Annotated in this window: 21 protein-coding genes and 2 pseudogenes; 3 read left to right on the top strand and 20 right to left on the bottom strand. The window is 51.7% G+C overall.

The annotated features are described in order from the left end of the window. Window positions 1-490: 490 nt before the first annotated feature. The 20 genes and pseudogenes from GF1_RS16315 to GF1_RS00160 all read right to left on the bottom strand — a co-directional run. A pseudogene (locus GF1_RS16315) lies at window positions 491-679 on the bottom strand (RIFT barrel domain-containing protein); the annotation flags it as partial. 15 nt (window positions 680-694) lie between these two features. Next, window positions 695-1,834: a glycosyltransferase gene (locus GF1_RS16310; RefSeq protein WP_353740417.1), complete on the bottom strand. Its 1,140-nt coding sequence runs from the start codon at window positions 1,832-1,834 to the stop codon at window positions 695-697. A gap of 5 nt (window positions 1,835-1,839) precedes the next feature. Continuing rightward, window positions 1,840-3,021 (bottom strand): glycosyltransferase family 4 protein, encoded by a 1,182-nt coding sequence (locus GF1_RS00245; RefSeq protein WP_267927623.1) that lies wholly within the window; start codon window positions 3,019-3,021, stop codon window positions 1,840-1,842. A 74-nt stretch (window positions 3,022-3,095) separates the two neighbouring features. Further along, window positions 3,096-3,605: a serine O-acetyltransferase gene (locus tag GF1_RS00240; RefSeq protein WP_267927622.1), complete on the bottom strand. Its 510-nt coding sequence runs from the start codon at window positions 3,603-3,605 to the stop codon at window positions 3,096-3,098. After that, a complete protein-coding gene (gene asnB / locus GF1_RS00235; RefSeq protein WP_267927621.1) occupies window positions 3,598-5,499 on the bottom strand; it encodes an asparagine synthase (glutamine-hydrolyzing) in 1,902 nt (633 codons plus the stop codon). The genes GF1_RS00240 and asnB (GF1_RS00235) overlap by 8 nt, the downstream gene beginning before the upstream one ends. Window positions 5,500-5,532: 33 nt before the next feature. Then, window positions 5,533-6,450 carry a glycosyltransferase family 2 protein gene (locus GF1_RS00230; protein ID WP_267927620.1) on the bottom strand — a complete coding sequence of 306 codons (918 nt, stop codon included), beginning with the start codon at window positions 6,448-6,450 and terminating at the stop codon, window positions 5,533-5,535. A gap of 1 nt (window position 6,451) precedes the next feature. Beyond that, window positions 6,452-8,869: a glycosyltransferase family 2 protein gene (locus GF1_RS00225; RefSeq protein ID WP_267927619.1), complete on the bottom strand. Its 2,418-nt coding sequence runs from the start codon at window positions 8,867-8,869 to the stop codon at window positions 6,452-6,454. A 2-nt stretch (window positions 8,870-8,871) separates the two neighbouring features. Further along, window positions 8,872-9,921: a FemAB family XrtA/PEP-CTERM system-associated protein gene (locus GF1_RS00220; RefSeq protein ID WP_267927618.1), complete on the bottom strand. Its 1,050-nt coding sequence runs from the start codon at window positions 9,919-9,921 to the stop codon at window positions 8,872-8,874. A gap of 16 nt (window positions 9,922-9,937) precedes the next feature. Continuing rightward, window positions 9,938-10,938 (bottom strand): annotated as a pseudogene (wecB, locus tag GF1_RS00215) (non-hydrolyzing UDP-N-acetylglucosamine 2-epimerase). A gap of 201 nt (window positions 10,939-11,139) precedes the next feature. Then, window positions 11,140-11,988, bottom strand: a complete 849-nt coding sequence (locus GF1_RS00210) for an XrtA system polysaccharide deacetylase (protein ID WP_267927617.1) — start codon at window positions 11,986-11,988, stop codon at window positions 11,140-11,142. A 15-nt stretch (window positions 11,989-12,003) separates the two neighbouring features. Then, window positions 12,004-12,873, bottom strand: coding sequence for an exosortase/archaeosortase family protein (locus GF1_RS00205; protein WP_267927616.1), 870 nt, complete (start codon window positions 12,871-12,873; stop codon window positions 12,004-12,006). After that, on the bottom strand, window positions 12,870-13,526 hold the full coding sequence (locus GF1_RS00200; protein ID WP_267927615.1) for an exosortase C-terminal domain/associated protein EpsI: 657 nt from the start codon (window positions 13,524-13,526) through the stop codon (window positions 12,870-12,872). The genes GF1_RS00205 and GF1_RS00200 overlap by 4 nt, the downstream gene beginning before the upstream one ends. A 35-nt stretch (window positions 13,527-13,561) precedes the next feature. Beyond that, window positions 13,562-14,044 (bottom strand): ribonuclease toxin HepT-like protein, encoded by a 483-nt coding sequence (locus GF1_RS00195; protein WP_267927614.1) that lies wholly within the window; start codon window positions 14,042-14,044, stop codon window positions 13,562-13,564. Next, window positions 14,019-14,384 carry a nucleotidyltransferase family protein gene (locus tag GF1_RS00190; RefSeq protein ID WP_267927613.1) on the bottom strand — a complete coding sequence of 122 codons (366 nt, stop codon included), beginning with the start codon at window positions 14,382-14,384 and terminating at the stop codon, window positions 14,019-14,021. Before GF1_RS00190 ends, GF1_RS00195 begins: the two co-directional genes overlap by 26 nt. Next, entirely contained in the window at window positions 14,381-15,265 is an 885-nt protein-coding gene (locus GF1_RS00185) for an adenine nucleotide alpha hydrolase family protein (protein WP_267927612.1), read from the bottom strand. The genes GF1_RS00190 and GF1_RS00185 overlap by 4 nt, the downstream gene beginning before the upstream one ends. A 368-nt stretch (window positions 15,266-15,633) precedes the next feature. Then, the gene (locus GF1_RS00180) at window positions 15,634-17,169 is read right to left on the bottom strand and encodes a class I adenylate-forming enzyme family protein (protein ID WP_267927611.1); all 1,536 of its coding nucleotides are present in this window, start codon (window positions 17,167-17,169) and stop codon (window positions 15,634-15,636) included. A 44-nt stretch (window positions 17,170-17,213) separates the two neighbouring features. Further along, window positions 17,214-17,462, bottom strand: a complete 249-nt coding sequence (locus GF1_RS00175) for an acyl carrier protein (RefSeq protein WP_267927610.1) — start codon at window positions 17,460-17,462, stop codon at window positions 17,214-17,216. A 25-nt stretch (window positions 17,463-17,487) separates the two neighbouring features. Further along, complete coding sequence (gene asnB / locus GF1_RS00170; protein WP_267927609.1) at window positions 17,488-19,482, bottom strand: asparagine synthase (glutamine-hydrolyzing); 1,995 nt, start codon at window positions 19,480-19,482, stop codon at window positions 17,488-17,490. 16 nt (window positions 19,483-19,498) lie between these two features. Further along, entirely contained in the window at window positions 19,499-20,980 is a 1,482-nt protein-coding gene (locus GF1_RS00165; RefSeq protein ID WP_267927608.1) for an outer membrane beta-barrel protein, read from the bottom strand. Between the two features lie 20 nt (window positions 20,981-21,000). Continuing rightward, window positions 21,001-21,753, bottom strand: coding sequence for a polysaccharide biosynthesis/export family protein (locus GF1_RS00160; RefSeq protein WP_267927607.1), 753 nt, complete (start codon window positions 21,751-21,753; stop codon window positions 21,001-21,003). Between the two features lie 172 nt (window positions 21,754-21,925). Here GF1_RS00160 and GF1_RS00155 point away from each other — a divergent pair, with 172 nt between their 5' ends. The 3 genes from GF1_RS00155 (at window position 21,926) to elbB (ending at window position 25,621) form a co-directional block, all read left to right on the top strand. Further along, window positions 21,926-24,232, top strand: coding sequence for a tetratricopeptide repeat protein (locus GF1_RS00155; RefSeq protein WP_267927606.1), 2,307 nt, complete (start codon window positions 21,926-21,928; stop codon window positions 24,230-24,232). 189 nt (window positions 24,233-24,421) lie between these two features. Beyond that, window positions 24,422-24,940, top strand: a complete 519-nt coding sequence (hpt, locus tag GF1_RS00150) for a hypoxanthine phosphoribosyltransferase (protein ID WP_267927605.1) — start codon at window positions 24,422-24,424, stop codon at window positions 24,938-24,940. Window positions 24,941-24,958: 18 nt separating this feature from the next. Further along, entirely contained in the window at window positions 24,959-25,621 is a 663-nt protein-coding gene (gene elbB, locus GF1_RS00145) for an isoprenoid biosynthesis glyoxalase ElbB (protein WP_267927604.1), read from the top strand. Window positions 25,622-25,635 lie beyond the last annotated feature (14 nt).

Below are 25,635 nucleotides of genomic sequence, written 5' to 3'. Positions count from 1 at the left end.
CCCCCAGGTCCCACAACCCGCCCGGATGTTCAGCTGCCCGCGGGTTCCATAGCGTAAGATCAATCTGGCAGGTGGAAAGACCTGCAAAAAAGGAAAGACGGGCAATAAAAGAAAGCTGTTCTGTTTTTTTTTCAGACAGAAAGATTCCCGTCAGTTTCACGGTAGCTCGTAAAGGTCCCCTGGCTTCCCACTCCCATGAGGAAACAGTAGCCTGGTTTTTCCCGCCATCCTGGTCTGTCAGGATAACAGAAGAACCCTGTCCGGAAAGCAGCTCGCGCCCATCAACCACAACTCGGGAAAAAGGTCTTAAAATATCCGTACTGACATGAAAACGGGCAGCTCCGCTGTCAATGACCAGCTCTGTTGCCTGCTCATTGAGCATCAACTGTGGCGACGGATTCTCCTGGCGGGTTACCTTATTTTCCAGCAGCAGTTCTTTTGCAGCATTAGCCGGAATCCGGGCCTGAAAATCGAGCAGAATCCACTTGAGGCTGCCGTCCTGCCAGCGGGCAAGAGGTTGGCTCTGCAGTGGTAATCGTCCCCTCTCCGGATCCAGCAGAACCAGACCAACCGTATCCATCAGCATTCCCCTGGGCAGGGGTATCCCTACAGTTACCGGCTCACAGCCTCGCGCGACTCCACCATGTTCCAGAATTATTATGGGTGCATTGAATTCCATGTGAACAAAATGCCATCAGGCAAGATTTTCTTCCCCAGGAGAAAAACTGAAAAGTTCGTCATATTTTTGTATCATGCCGGCAAGTGAAAAATTCCCTTCAATCAATGCACGGCCTTTTTTTCCCATCTCCAGCCGCTGCTGTTCGTCTACAGCCAGATACAGCATGGCCTCAGCCAGGGCTTTGTCCTCTTTGTCGCTCAGCAGCATCCCATTATACCCGTCACGCACCATTTCATGCGTTCCTCCAACATCATAAGAGATAACCGGCAGCCCTGTACTCAACGCCTCCAGAATGGTCATGGAAAAACCCTCATAAAATGAAGGTTGCACGTAGATATCCATGGCACGCAGACACAGGGGCACATCGCTTCGGCGGCCGGCAAAGAGCACGGAGTTTCCGCAGCCCGACTCAATGGCAAGTGTGCGGAGTTCATCCATCTGGGGACCGTCCCCGACTATAAACAGCCTGGCAGCCAGCCCTTTTTGGACGGCCGCTGCAAAGGCCCCGACCAAACCGGGAAAATTTTTTACCGGATCCAACCGGGCAACACTACCGATGACGATCTCATCCGGATCGATGCCAAATTCCCTGCGCACGATCCCGGCATCTGTTCCCGGAGAATACAGGTCTGTATCCACACCGTTATGAATCACGGTAATTTTCTTCCTGTCAATGCCTATTGTTTGGGCGTAATCCCGCTTCATCTCCTCTGAAGGAGTGATCACAGCATCCCCCAGGACAGCACCCAGCCTCTGGGTCAAAATCCTCCGTCGGGGCAGAAGCCCTAAATCTGATATTGTCTTTCCATGAAAGGCAAAGACAAACTTTGTCTGACGCCGCAGTATTCTGGCGCAGAGCAGTCCCTCCAAATAGGTCCCCCATCCCTGGCAGTGGAGAACATCCACTTTGAATTTTTTGCAGATGCCGGCCAGCTTGAACGGGATTCGTGGGTCATTGCCGGTTTTTTTATTGAGGTTGATAAGTTGCACGTCGGGATTGTTGATCTCATCGGCAAAAGAATCAGCTGGAAAAAAGGAGCCGATCACATGACGGTGATTGTGACTGCCATTGAGATAATTCACCAGTACCCGTTCAGCGCCGCCAAAGGTAAGGCGATGGACAAGGTGCAGAACTGTACGCTGACGGAGAGCCATGGGGGTTATCTGGACCGATAATTCGCAAAATACTCGTAATAGTCTTCCATCCTGCGAACACGGTTGGCAAAGGAGAAATCCTTTTCAATACGTTTCCTTGCCTTTTGCCCGAATTCCTCTCTCAGGGCTGGATTCTCCAGCAACCTGACGACCTGTCCACTCAGACTTTTCACATCACGAATCGGTGATAAAAATCCAGTCTCTCCATGGTCCACCAGTTCCGGGACCCCTGCAACAGCAGTGGACACCACCGGTACTCTGAGAGCCATGGCCTCGAGCACCGTATTGGGCAGCCCTTCTGTCAGAGAAGTCATCAGGAAGACATCAAATGAGGTGTAAATATCAAGCAAATCGGTCCGGTGGCCGGTAAAGAAAAAAGAATGCTCCACCCCCAGTTCGGCCACCCGCCTTTTTGCCTTTGCCATTTCATCACCATGGCCATCCCCAACGATGACAAATTTCACCTTTGGCATTGTCCTGCTGATCTCGGCAGCTACCCGGTAAAAGGTTGGCAGATCCTTGTGCTGCTGCGCTATTCTGGCTACTGTCCCGACCAGAAATTCATCAGGTTTGATTCCAAGCTCATTTCTGAGTACGGCCCGGCCCAATTCGGCCCGCCAGGCATCAATGTCAATTCCGTTATGCAGTACTTTTATGTCTTCTTCACGCAGGCCATCGGCAACCATACACTGTTTGGTATGATGAGAAACGGCAAGCAGAGGTTTGTGATACCGTTTCATCAGGAGAATATTTACCTTGCGTCGGAGCTTGAAATTCAAAAAAGCCGTAAGGGATTCAAAATCTTTCCTGACATAGGGCGAGTGCAGATGACACGTATACATTATGCGGATATACGGCATGGCCCGCCTGATCATCCACCCGTAAAGCAGGGTTTTCTCGTCATGGGAATGGATAACCTCTATTTCCTGTTCTTGAATGACTTTTTTTATATCCCTGACGCATTGCCGGTCAATGAGCTTGCGGTCCATGACATCGCAATAGTTCACACCCAGGTCTGCAGCCCATTTATCAATGGAATATTCTGTATCAGCGGGATTACGCAGATACAGAACCTGAACATACACCCTGCTTCTGTCATGCTGAACAGCCGAGTTGAGGATGGTTTTGTCCGGTCCTCCCCCTCCTTTGTATGTTCCTCGAAAATCTAAAACGCGTACGGGATGCATTCTTTTCTATCGTATGGGAAATATCATCATTCTGCTCCCGGTTGACGGCAGCAGTAAAATACAGGATTCAGGACTCAATACTCCCTGATAATACACGGGTTGCCAACCGCAACACTATTATCAGGGAGGTCCCGGTTCACCACTGCATTGGCTCCGATTCTGCAGTTATCTCCAATTGTGATTTCACCGATAATCTTTGCGCCCGCACCAATCATGACATTATCACCTATCTTGGCTGCTCCACCTGTTCCACCAATGTCACCCACGGTAACGTGATGATACATGGTGCAGTTTTTACCGATAACCACGCTAGGATGCAGGATTATCCCACCAAAATGATGAATCCTGAATCCTTTTCCTATAGTACAGGCAGCCGGTATCGAAATACCAGTTGTAATTTCGATGAACCTTTCAAAAAAAAACCGGAAAGGCTGCGCCGGAATCCTTTTTCTGTGCAAAAAATTAAATAAACGATAAACAAGAACAGCCTGAAATCCCTGCGACAGAAGCCCCCGAACCAATGTACGCAGACCGGCGCTGCCGCCGCCAAGGGCCCTGAGATCTTCTTTAATATTTTCAAGCATTGCTTTCTTCGCCGTATTGAAGACTATCTGTACCAGGCCCTTCAAGCCAGAGAGAAAACATAAAAACTGTCCAGAGCAAGGTCCCGTGATTCATTGTGCACCGCTGGTGCTCATCCCAGATCTGCTGGAGCCCGGGCCTGGAGAAGAACAGGGGCATCTTTTCCGACTCGAAAATGGAGGATTCAGCCATATCGCGCAACTCGTCACGGAACCATGCGTTAAGCGGGACTGTAAAACCATGTTTCTTGCGTGTCAGTACTTCGTCGCCGACCAAAGGTCGTAAAACCTCTTTTAACAGATATTTCTTTTCACCGTTTCTGAGTTTTAATGACGACGGTAGACGAGCGGCAAACTCTATGACCTTATGATCCAGGAGCGGGGACCTCATTTCAAGGGAATTGGCCATGGTCATTCTGTCAACTTTGACTAAAATATCACCGGGCAGAAAAAGCTTGAGATCAGTGTACAGAATCTTCGACAAATGATCTGTTCCGTTTGCCTGCTGATAATATCGCAACGTATGTACTGCGGGATCATATCCCCTGACTTCCTGGAGAAAAGTATCTGAAAAGATCTGCTCTGCCTGCTGATCCGTTATAAAAGAGTTGGTCACATAAAAAGCCTGTGCCGGATCAAGGAGAGCGGAACTGCTCAGGGAATGCAACCGTTTAAGTGTATTCCATTGCGGAAAACGGCCGGCAACGCCACAGATCCCCTTAAGGAGTGCAGCGGGAACCAGCTCGCGCACCCGGTTTTCATAACTGTCGATGGTATACTTTTCATAGCCGGCAAAACTTTCATCCCCACCATCACCGGACAGAGCAACGGTAACATGCTGCCTGGCCATCTTAGAGACATAATAGGTCGGCACCATGGATGAATCGGCAAATGGTTCGTCAAAATGCCACACAAGCTTTTTAATGATTCGGGCTGGCTCGTCTTTGATGTACTGTTCATGATGTTTGGCATTCAGCTTCTGCGCAAACGCTTTTGCATAAACAGCCTCGTTATGCTTTTTATCATTAAAACCAATGGTACAGGTAGTTATCGGTTCCCGGCAAATCTGCGCCATTAACGCGACTATACCCGAAGAATCAACGCCACCACTGAGAAAAGCACCAAGGGGCACATCGGAAATAAGGCGACACTCAACCGCATCCCTGATGATTGCAAACAACTCTTCACCCAGTTCACGGGAATCAGAGGTGCTGGGTGAAGAAAAATCCACATCCCAATACTCTCTGATGGTCAATTTACCATCTGAGTACAGCAGGTAATGGCCGGGTTCCAGTTTGCTGATCCCCTTGTAGATCGTTTTGGGATGTGGCACATAGAGATATTTAAAGTAATCCAGAACTGCAGTGTAATCGATTTCTGTGGGGATGTCGTCCAGCTCAAGGATGGATTTCAGCTCAGAGGCAAAGGCGAAACGGTCACCCTGGTGGTAATAGTAAAAAGGCTTTTTGCCGATACGATCCCGGGCCGCAAAGAGTTCCTTCTTTTTATTATCCCAGATAGCGTAAGCATACATGCCCCGAATCTTTTGCAAAGATGCAACGCCCTGGTCCGCATAGAGCGCGAGAAGAACTTCCGTATCGGTGCGGGAACGAAATTCATAACCTTTCGCGGCCAGCTCGTTGCGAAGTGCCTGGAAATTATAAATTTCCCCGTTAAAAACTATGGTATATCTTCCATCTCCGCTGACCATGGGCTGTCGACCGTCTTCGCTCAGATCAATGATGGACAGTCGGCGGTGACAAAGGCCCATATCAGAGTCCACAACCACCTCGCCCATATCAGGGCCACGGTGTACCATGACCTCGTTCATGCGCTGGAGAGAGCGTTCAGGCCCTGGTCCAAGCAGATTTCGCGTTGCGCCAGCTATTCCACACATTTCAGGAGATAAGGATTTATTGAACGAAAAGGACTAAACAATCGCACACGCCCTTGCCAGAAAGTAAATATTATAAAGAATCAATAACCGGAAATAGTTACCAACACGGAAATCTTTTCTGGTTTTGAGAAACACCAGCAACATTACAGGGGCCTGAGCCATCAGGAAGAAAAATAATGCCAGACTGAAGGCGCCGAACAGCAGGGCAGCCAGGGAAGACAGCAACAACGCGGTGAAATACAGTGGAAGCACGAGGCTCGGCAATTCATTAACTTTCAGTCCATGGCGAAACAAACCAGAATAATTACTTTTACCGCGCCATCTTTCCTTTTGGAAAAACTCCTTGATCGTTTTCGGATCCCGGTGATGAATTGCAACTATCCGGTTATCTGAGATAATTTTGCCAAACTGAAGTAAACGGTACGAAAGATCCACATCCTCACAGGTGACGAGTTCTTCATTAAACCCACCGGATTTGTCAAAAATATCTTTTGGAATGAACATGTTGGTCGATTCCTGCCAATCCCTTTCAAAAACCTGTTCATGACTTTTTCGAGCCAAAAACCAAGTTTGCTCGACCCAGGTTCCATTTTCAGGGATTACGGGAGAAGAGCCAAAGCAGGCAACATCTTCGCGGTCAAAATACCGTTGGGCCTGTGTCAGCCAGTCCGGAGTAACCGTGCAGTCGGCATCAAGGAAAACCAGAATATCCCCGGAGGCCACGGCAGCCCCACTGTTCCTAACCGCTGATATCGTCGTTTTTTCAGGGAGGTGAACCACCTTGACGGAAAAAGATTCAGCTATGGCAACAGTATCGTCTGTTGACCCATTGTCAGCGACAATGATTTCGTAACGATTATCCGGGAAGTTTAATGCCAGAAGTGATTCCAGACACGCGCTAAGGTATCTCCCTTCATTTTTAGCCGGAATTATAATAGAAACAATTTTCATATTATTTCCGGGAAAACTTCTTCCAGGTGACCGGCTGTTTATTCAGACATCCCTTGTACAGGCCATAGAGCGCAGCCCCATTCACGAGGCAAAAATAAAAAGGGATACCAATTATCGGTGTTTTGCTCTCTCCACCAAGAACGAGTCCAGCAAATGCGAAAAGATAGAATGCTAATTGTAACGCCAAAAAAAGCTGATAAATCAACGACCCACCATGGACAACAATATATAAGTTTGACAAGAGCATGGCCAAGAGCATGGCCGGCACCAGCCATCGCAGCATTTTATGGGACACAAAAGAGAAAAACAGGCCCTTATGCGAAGGCCCTGGAATTCCCTCCGCCTGTTTCAGGGCCTGCACAGCACCTGCAATAACTCTGGACTTACGTAGAAATTCTGTTACATGGGATATTGTACTTTTTTCATACCCTTTGGCTTCAGCATCATAAACAAGCCGTTTTCCCTGCAGGGCAACATTCATGGAAATAACAAAATCATCGAGAATAATGTTCGGGGCGGGCGGTTTAAACAACTCGCGTCTTATGGCATACATCCCACCATCAGCTCCGATAATTGAGCCTACCTCTGACTCTTTCTGCTGAATCCAGCGTTCATAGCGGTAATAAGCAGATTCTGATTCCCCAAAATTAGTTTCATCATTGAGAAGTACAACATCAGCACTTACTCCACCGACGGAGGGATCATTGAAATTTCGCATAAGTGTGCGTAACGCACTCGGGTCATACATAGTGTTTGCATCTGAAAAAACGATAATTTCCGATGTCAACTGAGGCACAGTCTGCAAAATGGCCCCAACTTTTCCTGTCCTCTCTTTATATGCATACAGTGTGAGCCGCTTTCCTGCATACTTTTCGACAATCGAGTTTGTATTATCAGTGGAACCATCAGAAGCGATGACTATGCGCAGTTTTTCTTCAGGATAATCAACTTTCAGCGAATTCAATATTTTTTCTTCTATAACCTCATCTTCGTTATAAGCGCAAACAAGAAGTGTTGTATCCGGAAATATTTCATCACGATTCACATCCTTGGGGCAACATTTTGACCAAACAGCCAATATAATTGGATAGCCAAAATATACATAAAAAATAAGACATAATGATGACCAGAAAACAGTTCTGGATGTCACTATATCAACCGGAACGACACGACTAACAAACCAAAACACATAAAACAGCAATCCAATTGCAACTATTTGGGTAACAATATCCACCCTTGAAACACCTTCCAGTTCTTTTTCCTCAATTCTTGAAGGTGTCCATGTCACCTGAGTATTACCCAACAGCCTGCGGTTTATTCCAATAAATGCTGCAATATTTACCCTGGTAAAATAATAAGGAAGATAAAAGATCGGCCATGTTTTAGAATATGAAGACAGCAAGTGACCAATATCCGCCAGAACAATAAAAGCTGCTATGGAAAATGTCACATACTGAAAGAACACATTGCCACGTAATGCGAGAACTACCGAGGACAAGACAAAAAGAAGAAGAAAATAGGGGGCAAACCAACGCAGCAATTTATGAGAAATAATCTCAAAACTATAAATCCCTACCTTGAAAGGATTTAGTACGGATTTAACGCGCAGCAAGCCGTTAAAACTTCGATTGACAATTCTGACCTTTCGGTCAAATTCCTTGGCAAAGCTGCCGGTTGTATCCTCATAGCATATAGCGTCAGGCTCATAGATACCGCGATAGCCGTGGGAAATGATCTGCAACGGATTGACAAAATCGTTAATGTCTGATGGTTGCAGTTCCCAGTAAAATTCTCTTCGAATAGCATAGATGGCGCCGTCTCCTCCTACCATGGAATGCAGACGGCTCTCCATCTTCTTTATCATTATTTCATATTGCCAATAAGAGTCTTCACTCTTTGCTGCGGCATTCAAATCAGCATCTGCGTATTGCGCCTCCCCTACAACGTAGCCAACCTGTTCATCGGCAAAATTTTCAACCAGACGACTGATGGCATCCGGCGCATACATGGCATTCGCGTCAGAGAAAATTATGATCTCTCCCGTTGCCTGCGGGACAGCTACATTGAGGCAGGCAGTTTTTCCGACCCTCCCTTCAACCCTGATAAGCTTGACCCCCTTGTCCGCGTAGCTTTTAGCAATTTCGTCTGTTCGGTCTGTGGAACCATCCGAGACCACACATATTTCCAATTTGTCTGCCGGATAATCCAGAGCAAAACAATTTTCCAGCTTTTCCTCCAGAATGTTTTCTTCATTATAACAGGATATTAACAAGCTGACGGAGGGCCGTATAGGGCGTTTTTTAATAGTTCGGGCAGGAAACAATACACTCAACATACTAAGCAATATAGGATAGCCGATATAGACATATACCAGTAACCCCAAGGAGCCAACTGCCAGTATGGTTAAGAATGTATCCATCTTCAGAGGCTGATATATTTTCTCGCTTTAGGACCGACACAGTTAGCAATAGGCAATGGCAGTTTTGACCAAATACCTGCAAGCATTTTACGCTGACTTGTTTTTTTGTTCTTTACCTTTTGCGAACTCAGCGATCGACTTACCTGGTACCAAAAAAGGGAATTTGCTTCAGCACCCCATTGCTTTTTAAACCTATAGGTTCCCTCACCAGGGGTTGATCGTCCAAAATCAAATGTCTTTTTATGGGTATCTGCAGCAAATTTCAAAAAGTTCCAATACAGCATCATATTGGGTGCCATTCGGTTGTACTCCCGAAGTGTAGAGGCCCATGGGATACTTACCGTATGCCTGGTAAACAGAATAATACCACAACCAACTGGCTGATCTTCACAGTACACCAGCCCCATCCTTGCACTTTTCCCATAATGCTCAATAATTTTCTCAATCCATTTTTTACTGTGCACAGGAGAGCCGAGATCGTGCATGTTGCGACTGAATACATCGTAAAAGGCATCCAGAGTTTCTGTATGACCCCAGGAGAAAGTAAGTCCGTTTTTCTCTGCCTTACGAATCTGGCTACGTAATTTTGATTTAAAACCTTTCCAGAGTTCTTCCGAAGTATCTGGCAGACCCAACAGCATGCGCACCTTGCCGGTGTTGACACGTACATTCCAGCCATGGCCATCACTAAAGAGGTTTTCCGACCCACTTCTGATTTCCAGGCTTTTGACTTTCCTTTTTTGAGCGAGTGACACGGCTTCGTTGGCTAATGCCATGCGGACTTCAGCGTTATCGGCAAGGATATCGCCCATATCACAGAAAGGGAGAGAAACGAGATTCCGTTGCCACAGGGGGATACGAAAATGAAAGAGCGGCAGAACGCCTCTCAGGGTACCGTCCTCTTCAGCAAGCAAATAACAGCTTTCATGGCCATAGGCCTCCTCAACAGCATTCTTCCAGGCAAAGAGTGAATAAGGGGCAGCATTTGGATGGTTGTCCACATAGGCATCCCATGCTGATTTATCTTCAGGGGTCGCTATTCTGATCTTCATGCGCATATACTTATAATTACACTGCGCTATCTGCCAGGATTCTCACAATTCGGTCGCCAGCCTGGCCATCCCATAGCGGCGGAATTTCCCCCTGTTTCCCCTGGCCACTGAGTATTTCAGTAACTGTCTCCATAATGCGATCCGGATCCGTGCCAATGAGATAATTTGTGCCAACAGTAACTGTGACCGGACGTTCCGTGTTCTCCCTGAGCGTTACGCACGGCACCTGGAGCACTGTTGTCTCTTCCTGGATCCCTCCTGAATCAGTAACCACTGCCGACGCATTTTTGATCAAGTTCAAAAAATCAAGATATCCAAGGGGCTCTGCCAGCGTAATATTTTTATTTTCTTCGAGACGCTGATAGAGACCATATGATTCCAGGCTGTTCCTTGTCCGCGGATGTACAGGAAAAACGATATGTTTCTGCTCGGCAATCTGCTCAAGACACCCGATGAGCGGTTCCAGTGTTTCCCTGCGGTCAACATTGGATGGGCGATGCAGCGTGACCAGAACATAGGAGGGGGAAGATCCAGACGCTTTCTGATATCTGATGAATCGGCCCGTTCCAGGTGCTGCTTCAGGGTGTCAATCATCACGTTGCCGACAAAATGTATCTTGTTCTCCGGCACCCCTTCCTGAAGCAGGTTGGTCCTGCCGCTCTCTTCGGTTACAAAGAGCAGGTCACTGATGGCATCGGTCAGGATCCGGTTGATCTCCTCGGGCATGTCCCTGTCAAACGAGCGCAGTCCGGCCTCAACATGAACAATGAGAGGTCGCGCACGCCCGGAGCGGTTGTTGCTTGATTCCGGGTACTGAATTTTGGAGGCCACAAGGGTACAGGCGATGGTGGAGTTGACATCGCCGACCACCAGGAGGACATCCGGCTGCTCCTGCAGCAGCACCGGCTCAAACCGTTTCATGATTTCCGCGGTTTGTGCCGCATGGCTGCCTGAACCGACCTCAAGATTTATGTCTGGTTTTGGGATGCCGAGATCCTCGAAAAAGGAATGGGACATCCTGGCATCGTAGTGCTGCCCTGTATGCACGATGATATGCTTAATTGACTGCCTGCGGCCTGTTGTTGTGTCATCCTTGTCAGGCGTCTCCTCCTCAAGTCTCTGGTTATGGCTTTCTATGGCTCTGACGATGGACGCGAGCTTCATGAAATTTGGCCGCGCGCCGGCTATTGACATGATTTTTATCATTGAATTGTTGCCTTATTGGTTAGTACAGGTAGAGATTGGTCCAAATTCAAATTCTTCCAACAACCTTGCAAAGCGTTTTTCTGTCTTATCCAGGTTGTTGTAATGCCGGAACCGGGACAGCGCTCTGGCGTGCTTCATCCTTGGCTGGGCTGGATCAACCTCCCAGGGATGCAGGTAAAAGATGAAGGGTTTCTTTTCCCGTTTATTTATTTTTTTCAGCGCCATCCTGGTAAACCAGTATGGGAACAGACGAAAATACCCTCCTCCGGCAATGGGAATCTTGCGGCCGAGAAACAGGGCCGTGGAGATAGGGTATTCCATCATATCATGATCGGGCAGCCTGTATTCAAAACGGGGGGCGTCAGGGATGCCGTAGTTATCATGCAGTATAGGAAAAATACTGGAATCGTATTTGAAACCAAGCTCTTCAAGAATATCCAGGGCCCAGAGTGATTTTCTGGTGATGGAATAGCTTGGCGCCCGGTAGCCGATGATTTCTTCACCTGTTATATCTTCGAGAATTTCTTTTGCCCGTTGCGTGTCTTGCCGGAATTCATCCGGGGTCAGATCATATATCTTTCTGTGAAGGTAACTGTGGCATCCGATGTCATGTCCAGCCGCTTTGATTTTTCTGACAAGTTCCGGAAATCGCTCCGCCGTCCAGCCCACCACGAAAAACGTTGCCTTGATATCATAACGGCCAAGGATATCCAGTATACGGCTGGTATTCCGCTCGACACGCTGTTCCATGGAGTCCCAGGCAGAGGGGCTGATAATGTCCTCGAAAGCCGCAACCTGGAAATAGTCTTCCACGTCAATGGTAAGGTAGTTCTTTATGCTTGATCGCTGGGTGCCCGGCATGAATCCCGTCTCTTTTTATCTGGTTCCGATCGTTACTGAGGGGTCCCGGAAGGGGCTGCCGAGCAAAACGCTCAGGCCGATCAGGAGACCAAGGCCGACAAAAAAGGTGACCATTCCGGAAAACTCATGGAGAAAGCCCTGGGCCACATCACCACCGTAGCGTGAGGCAAGGATGGCTGTACCTGTCAGGCGAATAATGTTTGCAAAGATGGCAATGGGAGCAGCCATGAAAAACAGGAGCCATTTTTTCCACACCGGCAACGACTGCAGCCAGGCGAATGCCGCACTTAAGGCAAACATGGTTACCAGCGAACGCAGCCCGGAACAGGCATCCACAACCTCCAGCGACGTCTCTGCCAGATGGAGAATATTCCCTTCGCGAAAAACAGATATACCAAGAAGCGAGACGACCTTTTCAGTCAAAAAAGAAGAAAAGAGCTGCAGGGGGAAGGCTATCTTGTTCCAGACAACAGCGGGCAGAGGAATCATGAACACAAGGTAGAGAACAGGAACCAAGAGAGCCTTAAAATATTTTGTTCCCAGAAAAAACAGAATAACCCCGAGCAACACAACGATAAACGACGTTCTCTGTAAAAAAAATTCAGCACCGATCTTGGCGATAACGAGTTGCCCGAGCCCCATAAGGATCAGGACAAGCCCCCAGTAGCCTGGCTGGACCGGCAGGTTCTTCAACCTGTCACGGATCGAGTACACCATGTAGAGGGACAGCAGGGGTATAAAATAACCATGCGAGTAATTGTCATTGGTCTCCCAGTCCACCAGCAATGTCTTGAGATACGGGAAATAGAGGAGCAACAACCCTGCCAGAACGACACCCAGGGAGAGCGCCGTATTCCTGTCCCACTCTGCGGCTCTGGTATTCATATCGTTGCCCCGGGAAGATAGTCCTGGAGAAGAACCTGCACCTGCTCGGCAAATTGTGTTGCCTTTTCTTCAGTACCTTGTATATCGCCATCCTTCACGTGCATCATGATCCGGACAAAGGATCCATCCCGCCTGCCCTTGAACAGCGCATCCAGGACCAGATAGACTTTTTCCCAGTATTCTGAATGTATTATACGGCCCCTGTTTTGATACCAGTAAAGAACAACCTGGTATTCTGAACCATTCTGGATGAGCATTTCCGCAACAGTTACCGGTTTTCCCCGGTTCGTATCTCCCTGCAAAGGAACTTTTTTTACCTCGGCAATGCCCCAGCCCCCGCCGGGAAGACAGTTTTTCGGGGAATGATAGGAGCCGGTTACTCCGACGGCGTCGTAATAGCCTATATACAGATTTACCTGGTCACCCTGCGGATTGGCATAATTATACTGAATGTAATCTTTAACTCCGAGCATCTCCAGAATATCGGATGAAGACAGATAGGAATCAATGAGCCGCCACTGCCCAATCCGGGCAGGAAACTCAGCCAGTGTTTTTTTTATGGGGACAGCTGTAACCGATGACGTTGCATGCAAAAGAACAGAGGTTGCCGCAAACAGAAGCAGAATAATCAGAGATCGTACTATCTGGCCCATGGATATTTGTCTTTGTGTCATATTGCAACAATCTGTTACAGATCACTGTTCCTGATCGTTAACAGAAAACTATCGACTTGCGAGGCAAGACTTTCCCATGCCAGGGGAAATTTTTCTGCAATCGCCTTTTCCCGTGCCCAGTCCAACTCGAAAGAATAGCAGTGCCTGAACACATGGCGAAAGGCTCTAAATTCATTGAGTACTTCGTATGTCTCATTGTCAATGAGTCTGGGCCGGTAACCGGGAATCTCCAGTTTCATCCTTTTCAGAAGATCACGATGCCAGCTTTCGCTGCCTATATCATTCTCAAAAAACCTGGCAATCGAACGAAAAATATTTTCACATCCATTATAGAAGCTGTGAAGAAAATATCCGACAGCAGCCTTGTCAAAAAAAGACACCTCACTGTCAGGCAACGCCAACAACTCCCTGAGCTTTTCATATTCACGAGCCAGTAATTGAAGTTTTTCCAATTCATCTCTGATGTCAGCTTCAAGAAGTGCTGTGCTGTATTTCATATATCACCTGTCCGCGCTGCAATACTTTTCTGGTAAATTTTTCATCCTCGTCCATTGTATGCACATCAACAGGCATATCCAGCCGTTCCTCCAACCGGCACTGGAACGTAAAAAAGCGCTCCGGAGGCAGATAATCGACCAGGATATCGATATCTGAGTTCTGCCGCATATTGTTTTCCAGGACAGACCCAAAAAGGATAACCTTCTTCACCCTGAATTCCTTGAAAATCTCCGGTCCTTCCCGGATAATCCTTTCCCTTGCATTCCTGGAACGTCTGATTCTATTCTCACGTTCCTGTTGCCATCTCTTCTGCAGAGCATGGAAGGTTGTCTGGCTCATAAGTCAATTTTATCCAGGAGCTCCTTTGAATATGCCACCATTCGCGGGTCCTCGGGCGGTTCTATCTTTTCCAGCCCTTCCTCGCGGGTCAGCACGCCTTCCCGGACCATGTTGGCAATTTCCCAGACATAGGGGTGAAAATGGTACCGCTCACGGTGTATCTGGTTGGCATAGGCATTGAGCAGACAGTTGGACGAGTTGGGGTCGGTGTCATCGGGCTTTTCCCAGCCATAGGTCTTGATCCGTTCCAGAATCTTTTCCTCATCATATTCGATAAAGGCAAGGGGATGGATATTCCAGGGAAATTTTTCCGGATGGGCAAATTGCTCTTCTGTAACAAAATAGGGGTTGATGGCATCACCGGCAATTTCATGCAGCGGCCTGTAGATGGCCTTCTGGGTTGACTGCATGAGGCGGGCATTGGTTTTCATCACCGAGGAAGCAACTGGCGCCTGGCCCGGTGACCAGCCAAAGCCGACAAAGGGTATCTCCTTTTCCAGGGCCGTGCGCAGGACCACGCTCTTGATCAGCCCTATGCAGGAGGTACAGATGGTCGAGGCCCGCTCCAGGGTCTTTGCAGAATAGAGTTCCCGCTCGGCTGCGGCCCGAAATATCTTTCTGAGCATTGCCGGAACAGGCCTGATGACAAGCAGATCAGCACCCAGAGCGCCACAGACATTGCGTATATTCTCTTCCGCCCGGGGTGAGATGAAACTGTTGTCAAAGGTGAGGGCCAGCACCCGCAGGCCATAGCGGTTGACCAGCACATCCAGGGTATAGGTGGAATCCTTGCCCCCACTGTAGGCCACGATGATATCGTAGGTTGACGGTCTTTTTTCCTTCTCCAGCAACTGGACAAACTTCTGCTCATACTTTGCCATCTGGTCCTCGGTAACCGCACGGCCGCGATAACGGCGGCAATGGTTGCACACCCCCTTGTCATCAAAGGAAATGCCGGGGAATGAGGCTGGCAGTATACAGTTTGTACAGCGTTGCTGGCTCATAACTTATGGCTCAGACCTGAATCAGTGACGGGAAAATAATTGTTTTCATGCTACTTGCCTTGAATTGCGTTAAAAAAGGATAATTGCTATATGTTTTTCCAAATCACCCATCGTAACGGATCCGCCCTTCGGGAGCTGGAATTTCACCGCATTCGCTGCGTCATCAACCTGTTGATAGAGCGTCACTCTGATCAACGGGTCTCTTCCTTGCGACTGCGGCAAAATTCCAGCTTCACTGAATCAGGTCAGGTGTTTTTTAATGGAGCTTTTTTAATCTTACCAGTGGCGGTTTTCGGAAGTTCTTTAAAGAACAGGATCTCCTGGGGCACCTTGTATGCCGGCAGCTCACGCCGGCACAACCGGATCAGTTCTTTCTCACTGCACTTGGCATCTTCCTTGAGCACCACGCAGGCCCGGATCCGTTCATCCAGTATTTCATCGGGTACTCCGACCACCGCCACTTCATGTACTGCAGGATGTACAGCAAGGGTATCTTCTATTTCTTTAGGCCCGATGCGGTGTGACCCGGATTTGATTATATCACTTTTTCGGCTGACAATATAAAAAAAACCGTCTTTATCCTGCCGGGCGAGATCACCGGTCCACAGACCTTCTTTCCGCAGCACTGCAGCTGTTTCCCCGGGCCGCTGCCAGTAACCGGCCATAATGTTGCCACCCCGGGCCACAATCTCACCGGTCTGCCCGGCTGGCACAAAACGGCCATTCTGGTCCCGAAGCGACAGGGTCACCCCGGGAATGGCCTTGCCGATGGAACCGGGCCTGGTTTCAAGTTCCTGCGGGTCCAGGTACGACAACCTGGCCGAGGCCTCGGTCTGGCCGTACATGATGTATATTTTGACACCGGGAAAAATCGACTTCAATTTTTTTGCCATGGCAGGCGACATGGCCGCTCCGGCCTGGGTGATGTAACGCAGGTCCGGAAAGGAATATTTAGAAATTGCCGAACGGTTCAGGAGCAGGGCATAGGTCGAAGGCACCCCGGAAAAACCGGTGACCCGGTGCTCAACCATCTGCTGCAGGATGACATTGGGATACAAAAAACTCTGGTTGACAACCAGGCTTCCCCCTGCCGCGATATGGGTAAGCATGACCGAATTGCCGTAAGAATAGAAAAACGGCAGCACCGCCATGACCCGGTCTGTACCAGACAACTGCAGATACTCGATAATCGAACTTGTATTGGCCGCCAGGTTGGCATGCCTCAGCATGACCCCCTTGGGCGATCCGGTGGTACCGGACGTATAGATGATCTGCGCCAGATCACAGGACTGACGAAAGGGGAGATCCTGTTCTGAAAGGACCTCCTTCCGGTCAAGAATCCCGGTAAGACTGTCATACGGCGGCAGGGATCCTTTTTTAGAAGTATCCGCCGCACCGCTCATGGCCAGCGCTCGGACGGACGGTATTGCCGGCAGCCCAGCCTCGAGATAGCGACTGAATTTTCTATTGACCAGCAGCGCCTCGGCGCCACTGTCCTCCAGGGTGTATCGAAGCGCCTTGACAGATGTCTGGGTATTGAGCCCAACCACTACCCCGCCCGCCAGCAGGATACCGAAATATCCGGCCAGGTACTCAAAAGGATCGTCGGTGAGCAGGGCCCCGCGAAAACCAGGCTCAAGCTCCTTTGCCAGCAGCCACCCGGCCACCGACATGGCCGCTGCCCGGAGTGTTGCATACGTTACCCGGTGATCGCCATGGATAAGGACCTCCTTATCCGGATACTTTTGCGCGGCCCGTAGGAGATAGTTCTGCAGGAGCATAATGGTCTGTAATCTTTCCTGGTTGTAAAGGGACAAACAGGTTGTCAGGACGTTTTTCCGGTAATGAACCGGGCCAGCAGGTTGACGCTGTCCAGGTTTTCCGGCACCAACTCCTCATCCTCGACCTTGATGTCAAAGGTCTCCTCCAGCCATTCCACCAGTTCCAGGACGCCGGTGGAATCGATCACCCCCTGCTCCAGGAATGAGTCATCATTACCCAGATCTTCCTCGCCGGCATCAAAGAGGAAGTTATCAAATATAAACTGGCGTATTTTCGGAACAATATCAGACATGAGCACCTCACCTCGACAAAACTGACTATTTAGATGAACCAGCACAGCCAACCAATATTCTGGTACCGGGGAGTGTTTCCGGGGTATCTGCTGAAAAATTTTCCACAAACCTGTGGTGCAGGATCATGGTGGACAGGATGCCGACAAAGGCCATGTTTTCCCGGAACCCCTGCCTTGCTTTCCGGCGGCACTTGGCCACCAGTTTTTCCACCGGTGCCGGCTGGAACAGGCCGCTGTCCCGTAACCTGGACGGTTCAAGGTATTCATCCAGATAGGCCGGAGACTCTTCTCCGAAAAAACTGATAATATCTGGAGCCATGTAGGGCTGCTTCTTGCGCTGAACAATGGCCTCCGGCAGGATGTCCGCCATGGCCTTTTTCAGGATGTTCTTCTCACTCAGCACCTTCATCTTCACCTGCGGCGACATGGTGGCAGCCAGCTCCACCACCCGGTGATCAAGAAAGGGAAAACGCCCTTCCACGCTGTGGGCCATGGCCATGCGATCGCCCTGGGAGCTGAGGAGATAATTCCCCAGTAGCATCTTGCTCTCGAGATATTGAGCCCGGGTGAAAAAATCCAGCCCTGCCAGCCTCTTGCCCCACCTTGCCCCAAGCTTATCCACCGGATCGACATCCGCTGCCGCCAGCAGCTCCGGGCTGAAGAAACGCTGCGTACCCGAGGTGGTCTTCCAGCGCGGCCGATGGGCATAGAACGGGTCATCGACCGGCGCGGCGGTGTCGAAAAACTTCCGGGCATACTCCGCCGACCTGGCCGGAGACAGGGCCAGGTAGGGATAGAGGCGGCGCAGCAGAAACGGCCGGCAGGATGAATCCGGCTGCGAGCCGATAAAGGCGCGGATCTTTGCCTCCTTGAAGATATCGTAGCCGCCAAGGATCTCGTCGGCCCCCTCACCGGTCAGAACCACCTTGTACCTATTTTCCCGTACCAGGGAGGAGAGAAGATAGAGCGGCGTCGGGGCGGTCCGCAGGATCGGGGTTTCCGTATGCCAGATGACATCGGGAAAGGCCCTGGCAATGGTCTGGTAGTCGCAGCGTATGGCCTGATGGTGGGTGCCGAGAAATTCTGCCATCTGCTGCTGCTCGGCCTGCTCATCGTAGACCTTGTCGGCAAAGGTGACCGAGAAGGTCTGCAGCTCATTATCTGTATAATGTTTGATGAGCGAGGTGATGGCCGAGGAGTCGAGCCCGCCGCTGAGATACGCCCCCACCGGTACATCGGCCCGGAGACGCAGACGAACCGAGTCGACCAGCAGTTCGCGGAGCTGTCCGGCCAGCTTGTGTTCTTCTTTGCCGGCCAAGGAACAAGAGGCCGGCGAAAACGGGATATCCCAGTACTGCTCTTCCCGGGTCTCACCGTTCCGGTCAACCCGGAGCCAGCAGCCCGGTTCGAGCTGAAAGACGCCCTGGAACACGGTTTCCCTGCCTGCCGGGCTCCAGAAGGTGAAGATTTCTCTGAGCACCTGGGGATCCAGTTGCCGCGGGATGGCAGGAGAGGCAGAAAACAGAGCCTTGATCTCAGAACCGAACAGGATATGCCCGTCATGCCGGGTATAGAACAGCGGCCGGATGCCCATTCGATCCCGGGCCAGAAAAAGAGCCTGCTCCTTCTGGTCATACAGGGCAATGGCAAACTGGCCGTTCAAGTCCTCCAGGCAGTCCGGGCCCTTTTCTTCGTACAGATGGACAATGACTTCAGTATCGGAATCGGTGGCGAACCGGTGCCCTCTGGCGATAAGGTCCTGCCGAAGTTCAGGGTAGTTGAATATCTCCCCGTTAAAGACAACCCACAGTGTTTTATCCTCGTTATGTATCGGCTGCCAGCCACCCTCGAGATCGATAATGGAGAGCCGGGCATGGGCAAGTCCCGTCCGCTGATCCTGAAAGAAGCCAAAACCGTCCGGTCCCCGGTGCCGGAGCGACCAGATCATCCGCTCCAGAGAACGCAGATCAAATGTTGCTTTGTTGTCCTGGACCCTGAAATACCCTGCTATCCCGCACACGTGAAGCTGCCAGCCCCTACCAGCGGAAAAAATCCTTACTGGCCGTCAACTGAACAAAGACCCGATGCTCGTCATAATCAGGGGTATCAGCCAGGTCAGTTTCATATTTTGCATACCGATATCCAAGCGACAACGAATACCAGCGCCGGAAGGAATAGGCCAACGACACCCCGGCGGAATAATTTTTTTCATGATAGTCGCTATCCTCGGCAATGGCGGCACCGGCCTCGTACGCTGCCAGCAGGTCCTCATAGGTCCGCTGCATCCGCCTGGCATCACTGTAGGCGGCGGAAAGACTCAGCGAAAGGTTTTCGCTGAACCGGTGGCTGTACTCACCCCCGACCTCCCAGGTCCGGGTCAGACCGCTGCCCTGGCCATCGAAATTCTGGACATCATAAGCATTGTTCAGGTACACGCTCCAGCTGGCGTGCAGCAGTTCGCGCCGGAGACTGGCTGAAAAATTGTAGTCTGTATCCCAGGATTGGCCGTCCAGCCGGGACAGCGACACCCCGCCGCCCACACTCATGGACAGATGCCGGTCAAAAGCATAATCAACGCCGAGCGAAACATTATGGGCCCAGCTGTCACTGCGCAGGTCGCTGTCGTAATCGGTCCGCACGCTGCTGTCCTGCAGGAAGACGGTCGCATGGGTGGACCACTGGTACCCGACCCGGGCAGAGGCGGAATATTCCTTGAGGTCATTGGATAGCTCGGCAGTGCCGGTGGCGGTCACGTCCGTCGGTTCCTTGAAAAGACCCACCGTGTACTGGCCCGAGACATCGGTACTCCACCGGGCATCGAACCGGTGTCCGACCCGGGCCATCACCTCGTGCCGGTCATACTCGGTATATCCGCCCTGGCTGTCCGAGTTGTTTCGCAGCATGGAAAGGGTGTATCCGGTGGTGAACTGACGACCCTGGCCGTAGCTGTACCCGGTCTGCAGGGAGGCGGTGTTGCGCCAGTACTCCCTGGTGCCCACCCGCTCATCAACGGGCTGAAAGGTGTCTTCTGTCGCGACCGGGGCGCCATCTTCCGGCGGCGGTTCCACGGTGGTCGCATCCGGAGCAGTTATCTCCGTGGTGGCCAGGGCCTCTTCCCGCACCGGATCATCACCGAGGAAAAAGGTGTCATCCAGGGAAACCGACCAGCGCCGGCTCATCTGCTTCTCCGCCCGCAGGATAAAGGAGTGGTCCAGCCGGGTGGTGTAGCCCAGGTCATCGTACATGAATCCCGGCGCATAGCTGAGCTCAAAGAGGTCTGTCTCGCCCCGGGACGACCAGGTCAGGCGGGGCGAAACCGTGTACTCGCGCCGATCGCCGCTGTTTTCAGCCACTACAGCCCCGTCGGCATAGTCTCGTTCCGTGAAGTTATAGGAAACCGAGAGATCGCCTATAAAAATATTGCTCCTGGCGCGCGCTTCCCGGGCGACCAGGAACATCCCTGCCGCGCAGACCATCACGATGGCGTACCGACCAACTCCCCACTTGCCTGGCTTCATATGCATCTCCCTGTCCCCTGTCAGTGAACGATCACGATATCGCCGGAGTGAATATAGATGTTCTTCTCCAGGTCTTTTCCCTTGAGAAAATCGTCGTAGTCAAACTCCAGTTTTTTCTTCTGCTGACCCTTGCCCTTGTGCAGGCCATCGCCCTGGCGGACCACGGTGATCTCGTGGTTGGCCCATTCGGTGAAACCTCCACTGCGGGCCACGGCCTGGACCAACGTGATAGGATAATCGAGGAAAAAGATACCCGGGTTGGCAACCTGCCCCATGACCGTGTAGCGCCGGCTGTTACTCTGGACCAGTGTCACGGTGACGATGGGATCGGTAAAGACAGTTGAATACAGCTTTTTCAGGTAATCGGCCAACTGGGTCAGGGTCATACCGACCACATTGACGTCGCCGATATGCTGCAGCGAGATCCGCCCGTCTATCCGCACCTCCACTCCTGTGCCGGGACGACGGAGCGCGTCACCACCGGCGCCCTCTCCTTCACCACGTCCGGCGGCATGGGCCAGCGAGGCCGCCATGTCGCCCTCGCCGTAGACACTGACGCTGAGGATATCGCCATAGCCGATGACATACTCCTCTTCTTCACCCGGGTACTGCAGCTCCGTGCCGACAATCTCCTGGCGCAGCTTTTCCTTCATGGCACTGTCCGCCACCACATCGGCGGTGGACTGGGCCGCCCGGGCCAAGCCCGCCTGACAGAGCACAAATAACACTATTAAAACAAAAAGATATCCGAAGTTCCGACAGACCCCACGCATGATCAACCCTCTTGGACATACATTTCTGAATTACAGCTCACAGGAGTTACTTAAAGGTACTATAATCAAAAAAGAAAAACGATTTTTTTCTATGGATCCCTGCAACTTCTCGTGTATATTAATTGTAATCAAAAGCATATCATACAGATCGAAATTACCCAAAGGTATTGTCATGCAAAAGTTTCCAGCGACCTGCACCTCCTCATTCCTGCTCCTCTTTTTTCTTCTCCTGCTCCTGCCCGGCTGCTCATCAAATCCAGATGAAAAAAAGGTCAAGCATTATCAGAAGGCCATGGAATATGTGCAGGCAAGCAAGGACAAGGCTGCGGTCATTGAGCTGAAAAACGCCATCCAGATCGACCCGAAATTCGCCGACGCCAGGTACCAGCTCGGGCTGCTCTATCTCAAGTCAGGGGATATAAAAGGTGCCTTCAGGGAGCTGCAGCGGGCCGCCAGCCTGGATCCGGAAAACGTGGACGCCCGACTGAAAACCGCGGAATTCCACCTGATCAGCCGGGACAAGAAAAGTGCCCGCGAGATAGTGGAGGCCGTTCTCAAGGCCCACCCGGACAATGTGGATGGGCTGGCCCTGATGGCCAACCTGGAGATCATCGAAGGAAACTTTGACCGGGCCGGGGAGCTGCTCAACAGGGCGCTCAAGCTCTCCCCGAAAATGGACCGGCTCTATTCCATCCAGGGACGGCTCTACGCTGCCCAGAATAAATCTACCCAAGCCGAAGCCGCGTTTAAGCGCGCCATTGAACTGAATCCGGATAAAATAGCCAACTACCAGGTGCTGCTGAGCTTTTACCAGTCACAAAAGGATCCGGCCCGGGCAGAAGCCATCATCCGCGAGATGATGACCCGATTCCCCGACAATGTCCGGCCCCATATCCTCCTGGCCTCCCTCTACAGGCAGAACAATGAAAACGGCAAAGCCGAGCAAACCCTGCAAAAAGCCATCGAGACCTTCCCCGATGACACCCGCCTGCTGCTCATCCTGGCTGACTTCTACCGTAACACCGGCCAGTTCGACAAGGCGGTCCAGACCTACGAAACCGCCATTGACAAAGCGGATAACCCCCTGGATATCAAGGCGCAGCTGGCAGACTACTACTTTGAACAGAAAAAATTTGACCAGGCCAGAAAACTCATGGACGAGATCCTGGCTGAAAACAGCAAGCATGGCGGCGCCAACCTGGTCAAGGCCAAGTTCCTGATCAAGGAGGGAAAAAGTCAGGAGGCCCTCACCCTGACCGCCAACCTGGTCAAGAACTATCCCCGCTGGGCCGACGCCTACTTCACCAAGGCCCTGGCCCACATGAATCTTGGTGAGACAGAGATGGCCCAGAACAGTGTTCTCGAGGCCCTGAAACATAATCCGAGAAATTCCCGCTATCGGGCCCTGCTGGCCTATCTCCACTTTAATGCCAGGGAGTTTGACCAGGCCAGGCAGGAGGCGGCCATTGCCCTCAAGCTCGACCCGAGAAACTTTCAGGCCGCCCTACTGCTCGCCAAAAGCGTCCTCTACAGCAAGGATTACGATCGGGCCGCAGCCATGCTGGAGGAGATGCGTAAAAAAGTGCCCGACAACGTGGAGATTCTCGGCAACCTGGGCCTGGCCTACCTGGGCCAGAAAAAACTGGACCAGGCCCTGGAGGCTTTCCGGCAGCTGCTGGCGGTCCAGCCGGCCAACACCCTGGCCATGGTCAATATCCTCCGCATCGAGGGCAGCCAGGGCAAGAGCAGGGACAGCCTGCTGCAGGAGCTCCGGGAGCAGATCAAAAAAGCGCCCCAGGGAACCGGTCTGCGGATTCTCCTGGCAACACTGCTCATGGGTGAAAACCAGCTGGACGAAGCCTTGCAGGTCTTGCAGGAAGCCCAGAAGCTCGATCCACAAAACCCGCGCACCTATATCCTGAGCGCATCGATCTACAACAGGCAGCAGAAACTGGACCAGGCCATCGGCGAATACCGGGCCCTGCTTGAAAAAACACCGGAGAATGTCCAGGCCATCATGGGCCTTGGCACCCTGCTGGAGCAGAAAGGCGATATCGACGGCGCCATGGCCCAGTACAGAAAGGCGCTCCAGGTCCGGCCCGATTTCGCTCCAGCGGCCAACAACCTGGCCTGGCTCATTGCCGAGCAGCCCGAGCCCGACCTGGGCGAGGCCCTGCGGCTGGCCATGATCGCCAAGGAGCAGCTGCCGGATGAGCCGCATATCATGGATACCCTGGGCTGGGTCCACTACAAGCGGAAAGCCTATGGTCTTGCCCGGTCGGAATTCAGCCAGGCGGTGGAAAAACAGCCCGAGCGGCCGGTGTTCCGTTACCACCTGGCCCTGGCCCTGTACGGAGAGGGAAAAAAGAAAGAGGCTGTCAAGGAACTGAAAGAAGCCCTTGCCGGCGATAAACCCTTCAAGGAGGTGAAAGAGGCCAAAGAGCTGCTGGAACAGTGGAAGAGAGAAATCACCGGCTGAGCCGCGTTGTATTCCCTGCAGCGCCCATGCCTGAAGGAACAGGGACTGGATTCTCATTGGTTTTCCTGAAAAATTGTTGTAGATGGTTGGCAGCCTCCCGGAGGGACTCGCTTTTCTCCCTCCCGGGACCTGCGAGAGACCACCAACCGTCAGGAACGAACAATACAACCCAGGGAAACACAACTGACCATGGAAACACGCAAACTCCTTCTCTCAAGCGAACAGATCCAGCAACGGGTTGCCGAGCTTGGCCAGCAACTCACCAGGGAATACGCCGGCAAAAAACTCGTCCTCATGGGCGTGCTCAACGGGGCCTTCATGTTTCTTGCCGACCTGGCAAAACATATCGAACTGGACCTGGAAGTGGACTTCATCCGGGTCGCCAGCTACGGCAATGAAACCTCCACCTCCGGCACCATCCGGTTGACCAAGGAACCGGAGCTGGAGCTTGTGGGCAAGGACATACTCCTGGTGGAAGACATCATCGATACCGGTACCACCATGGCCTGGCTGGAACGGTATTTCCAGGACCATGCGGTCCGCTCTGTCAAGGTCTGCGCCCTGATCGACAAGAAGGAGCGCCGCCAGACCAGGGTTCAGGTCGATTACGCCGCCTTCCACATCGACCGCGGCTTTCTCATCGGTTACGGTCTGGACTATGCCCAGCTCTACCGCAATCTGCCGGCCATCTACACCCTCTCCCCATAACCCGTACAGGAGGCTGTCATGAGCAAGAGCAAAAAAACATTTGGTGTCATCCTGTCCGGCTGCGGCCATCAGGACGGAGCCGAAATTCATGAGGCAACCCTCACCCTGTGGGCCATCCATAAAAACGGGGCCGATTACCAGTGCTTTGCCCCGGATATCGACCAGTATCACGTGCTCAACCATATAACCGGAAAGGAGATGGACGAGCACCGAAACGTGCTCATCGAAGCGGCCCGCATCGCCAGGGGCGATATCCAGGACCTCAAAAATCTCGATCCCGATCAGCTCGACGGCCTGGTCCTGCCCGGCGGGTTCGGCGCCGCCAAAAATCTCTGCACCTATGCCTTCGACGGCCCCGACTGCACTGTCAACGGGGATGTGGCCCGGGCGATCAGGGAAATGCACAAGCGGCAAAAACCCATCGGCGCCCTGTGCATTGCCCCGGTCATCGTGGTCCGGGTGCTTGGTGATGTCACCGTCACCATTGGCCAGGACGAGGGAACAGCCGGCAACATCGCGGCCATGGGCGGCCGACACACCGCCACCTGGCAGGGCGAGATTGCCGTGGACGAGAAAAACAGGGTCGTTACCACGCCCTGCTACATGCTCCCCTCCAGGGTCGACCAGATCGGCGAGGGCGCAGACAAGGTCGTCCAGGCCATGTTGCGGCTGATGTCTTAGCAGGCGACAGAAAG

It is taken from the genome of Desulfolithobacter dissulfuricans, from assembly GCF_025998535.1.
GTDB classification, from domain to species: Bacteria; Desulfobacterota; Desulfobulbia; order Desulfobulbales; family Desulfobulbaceae; genus Desulfolithobacter; species Desulfolithobacter dissulfuricans.
Note: the sequence above shows the minus strand (reverse complement) of the source record. Positions and strands in the feature narration are given on the sequence as shown.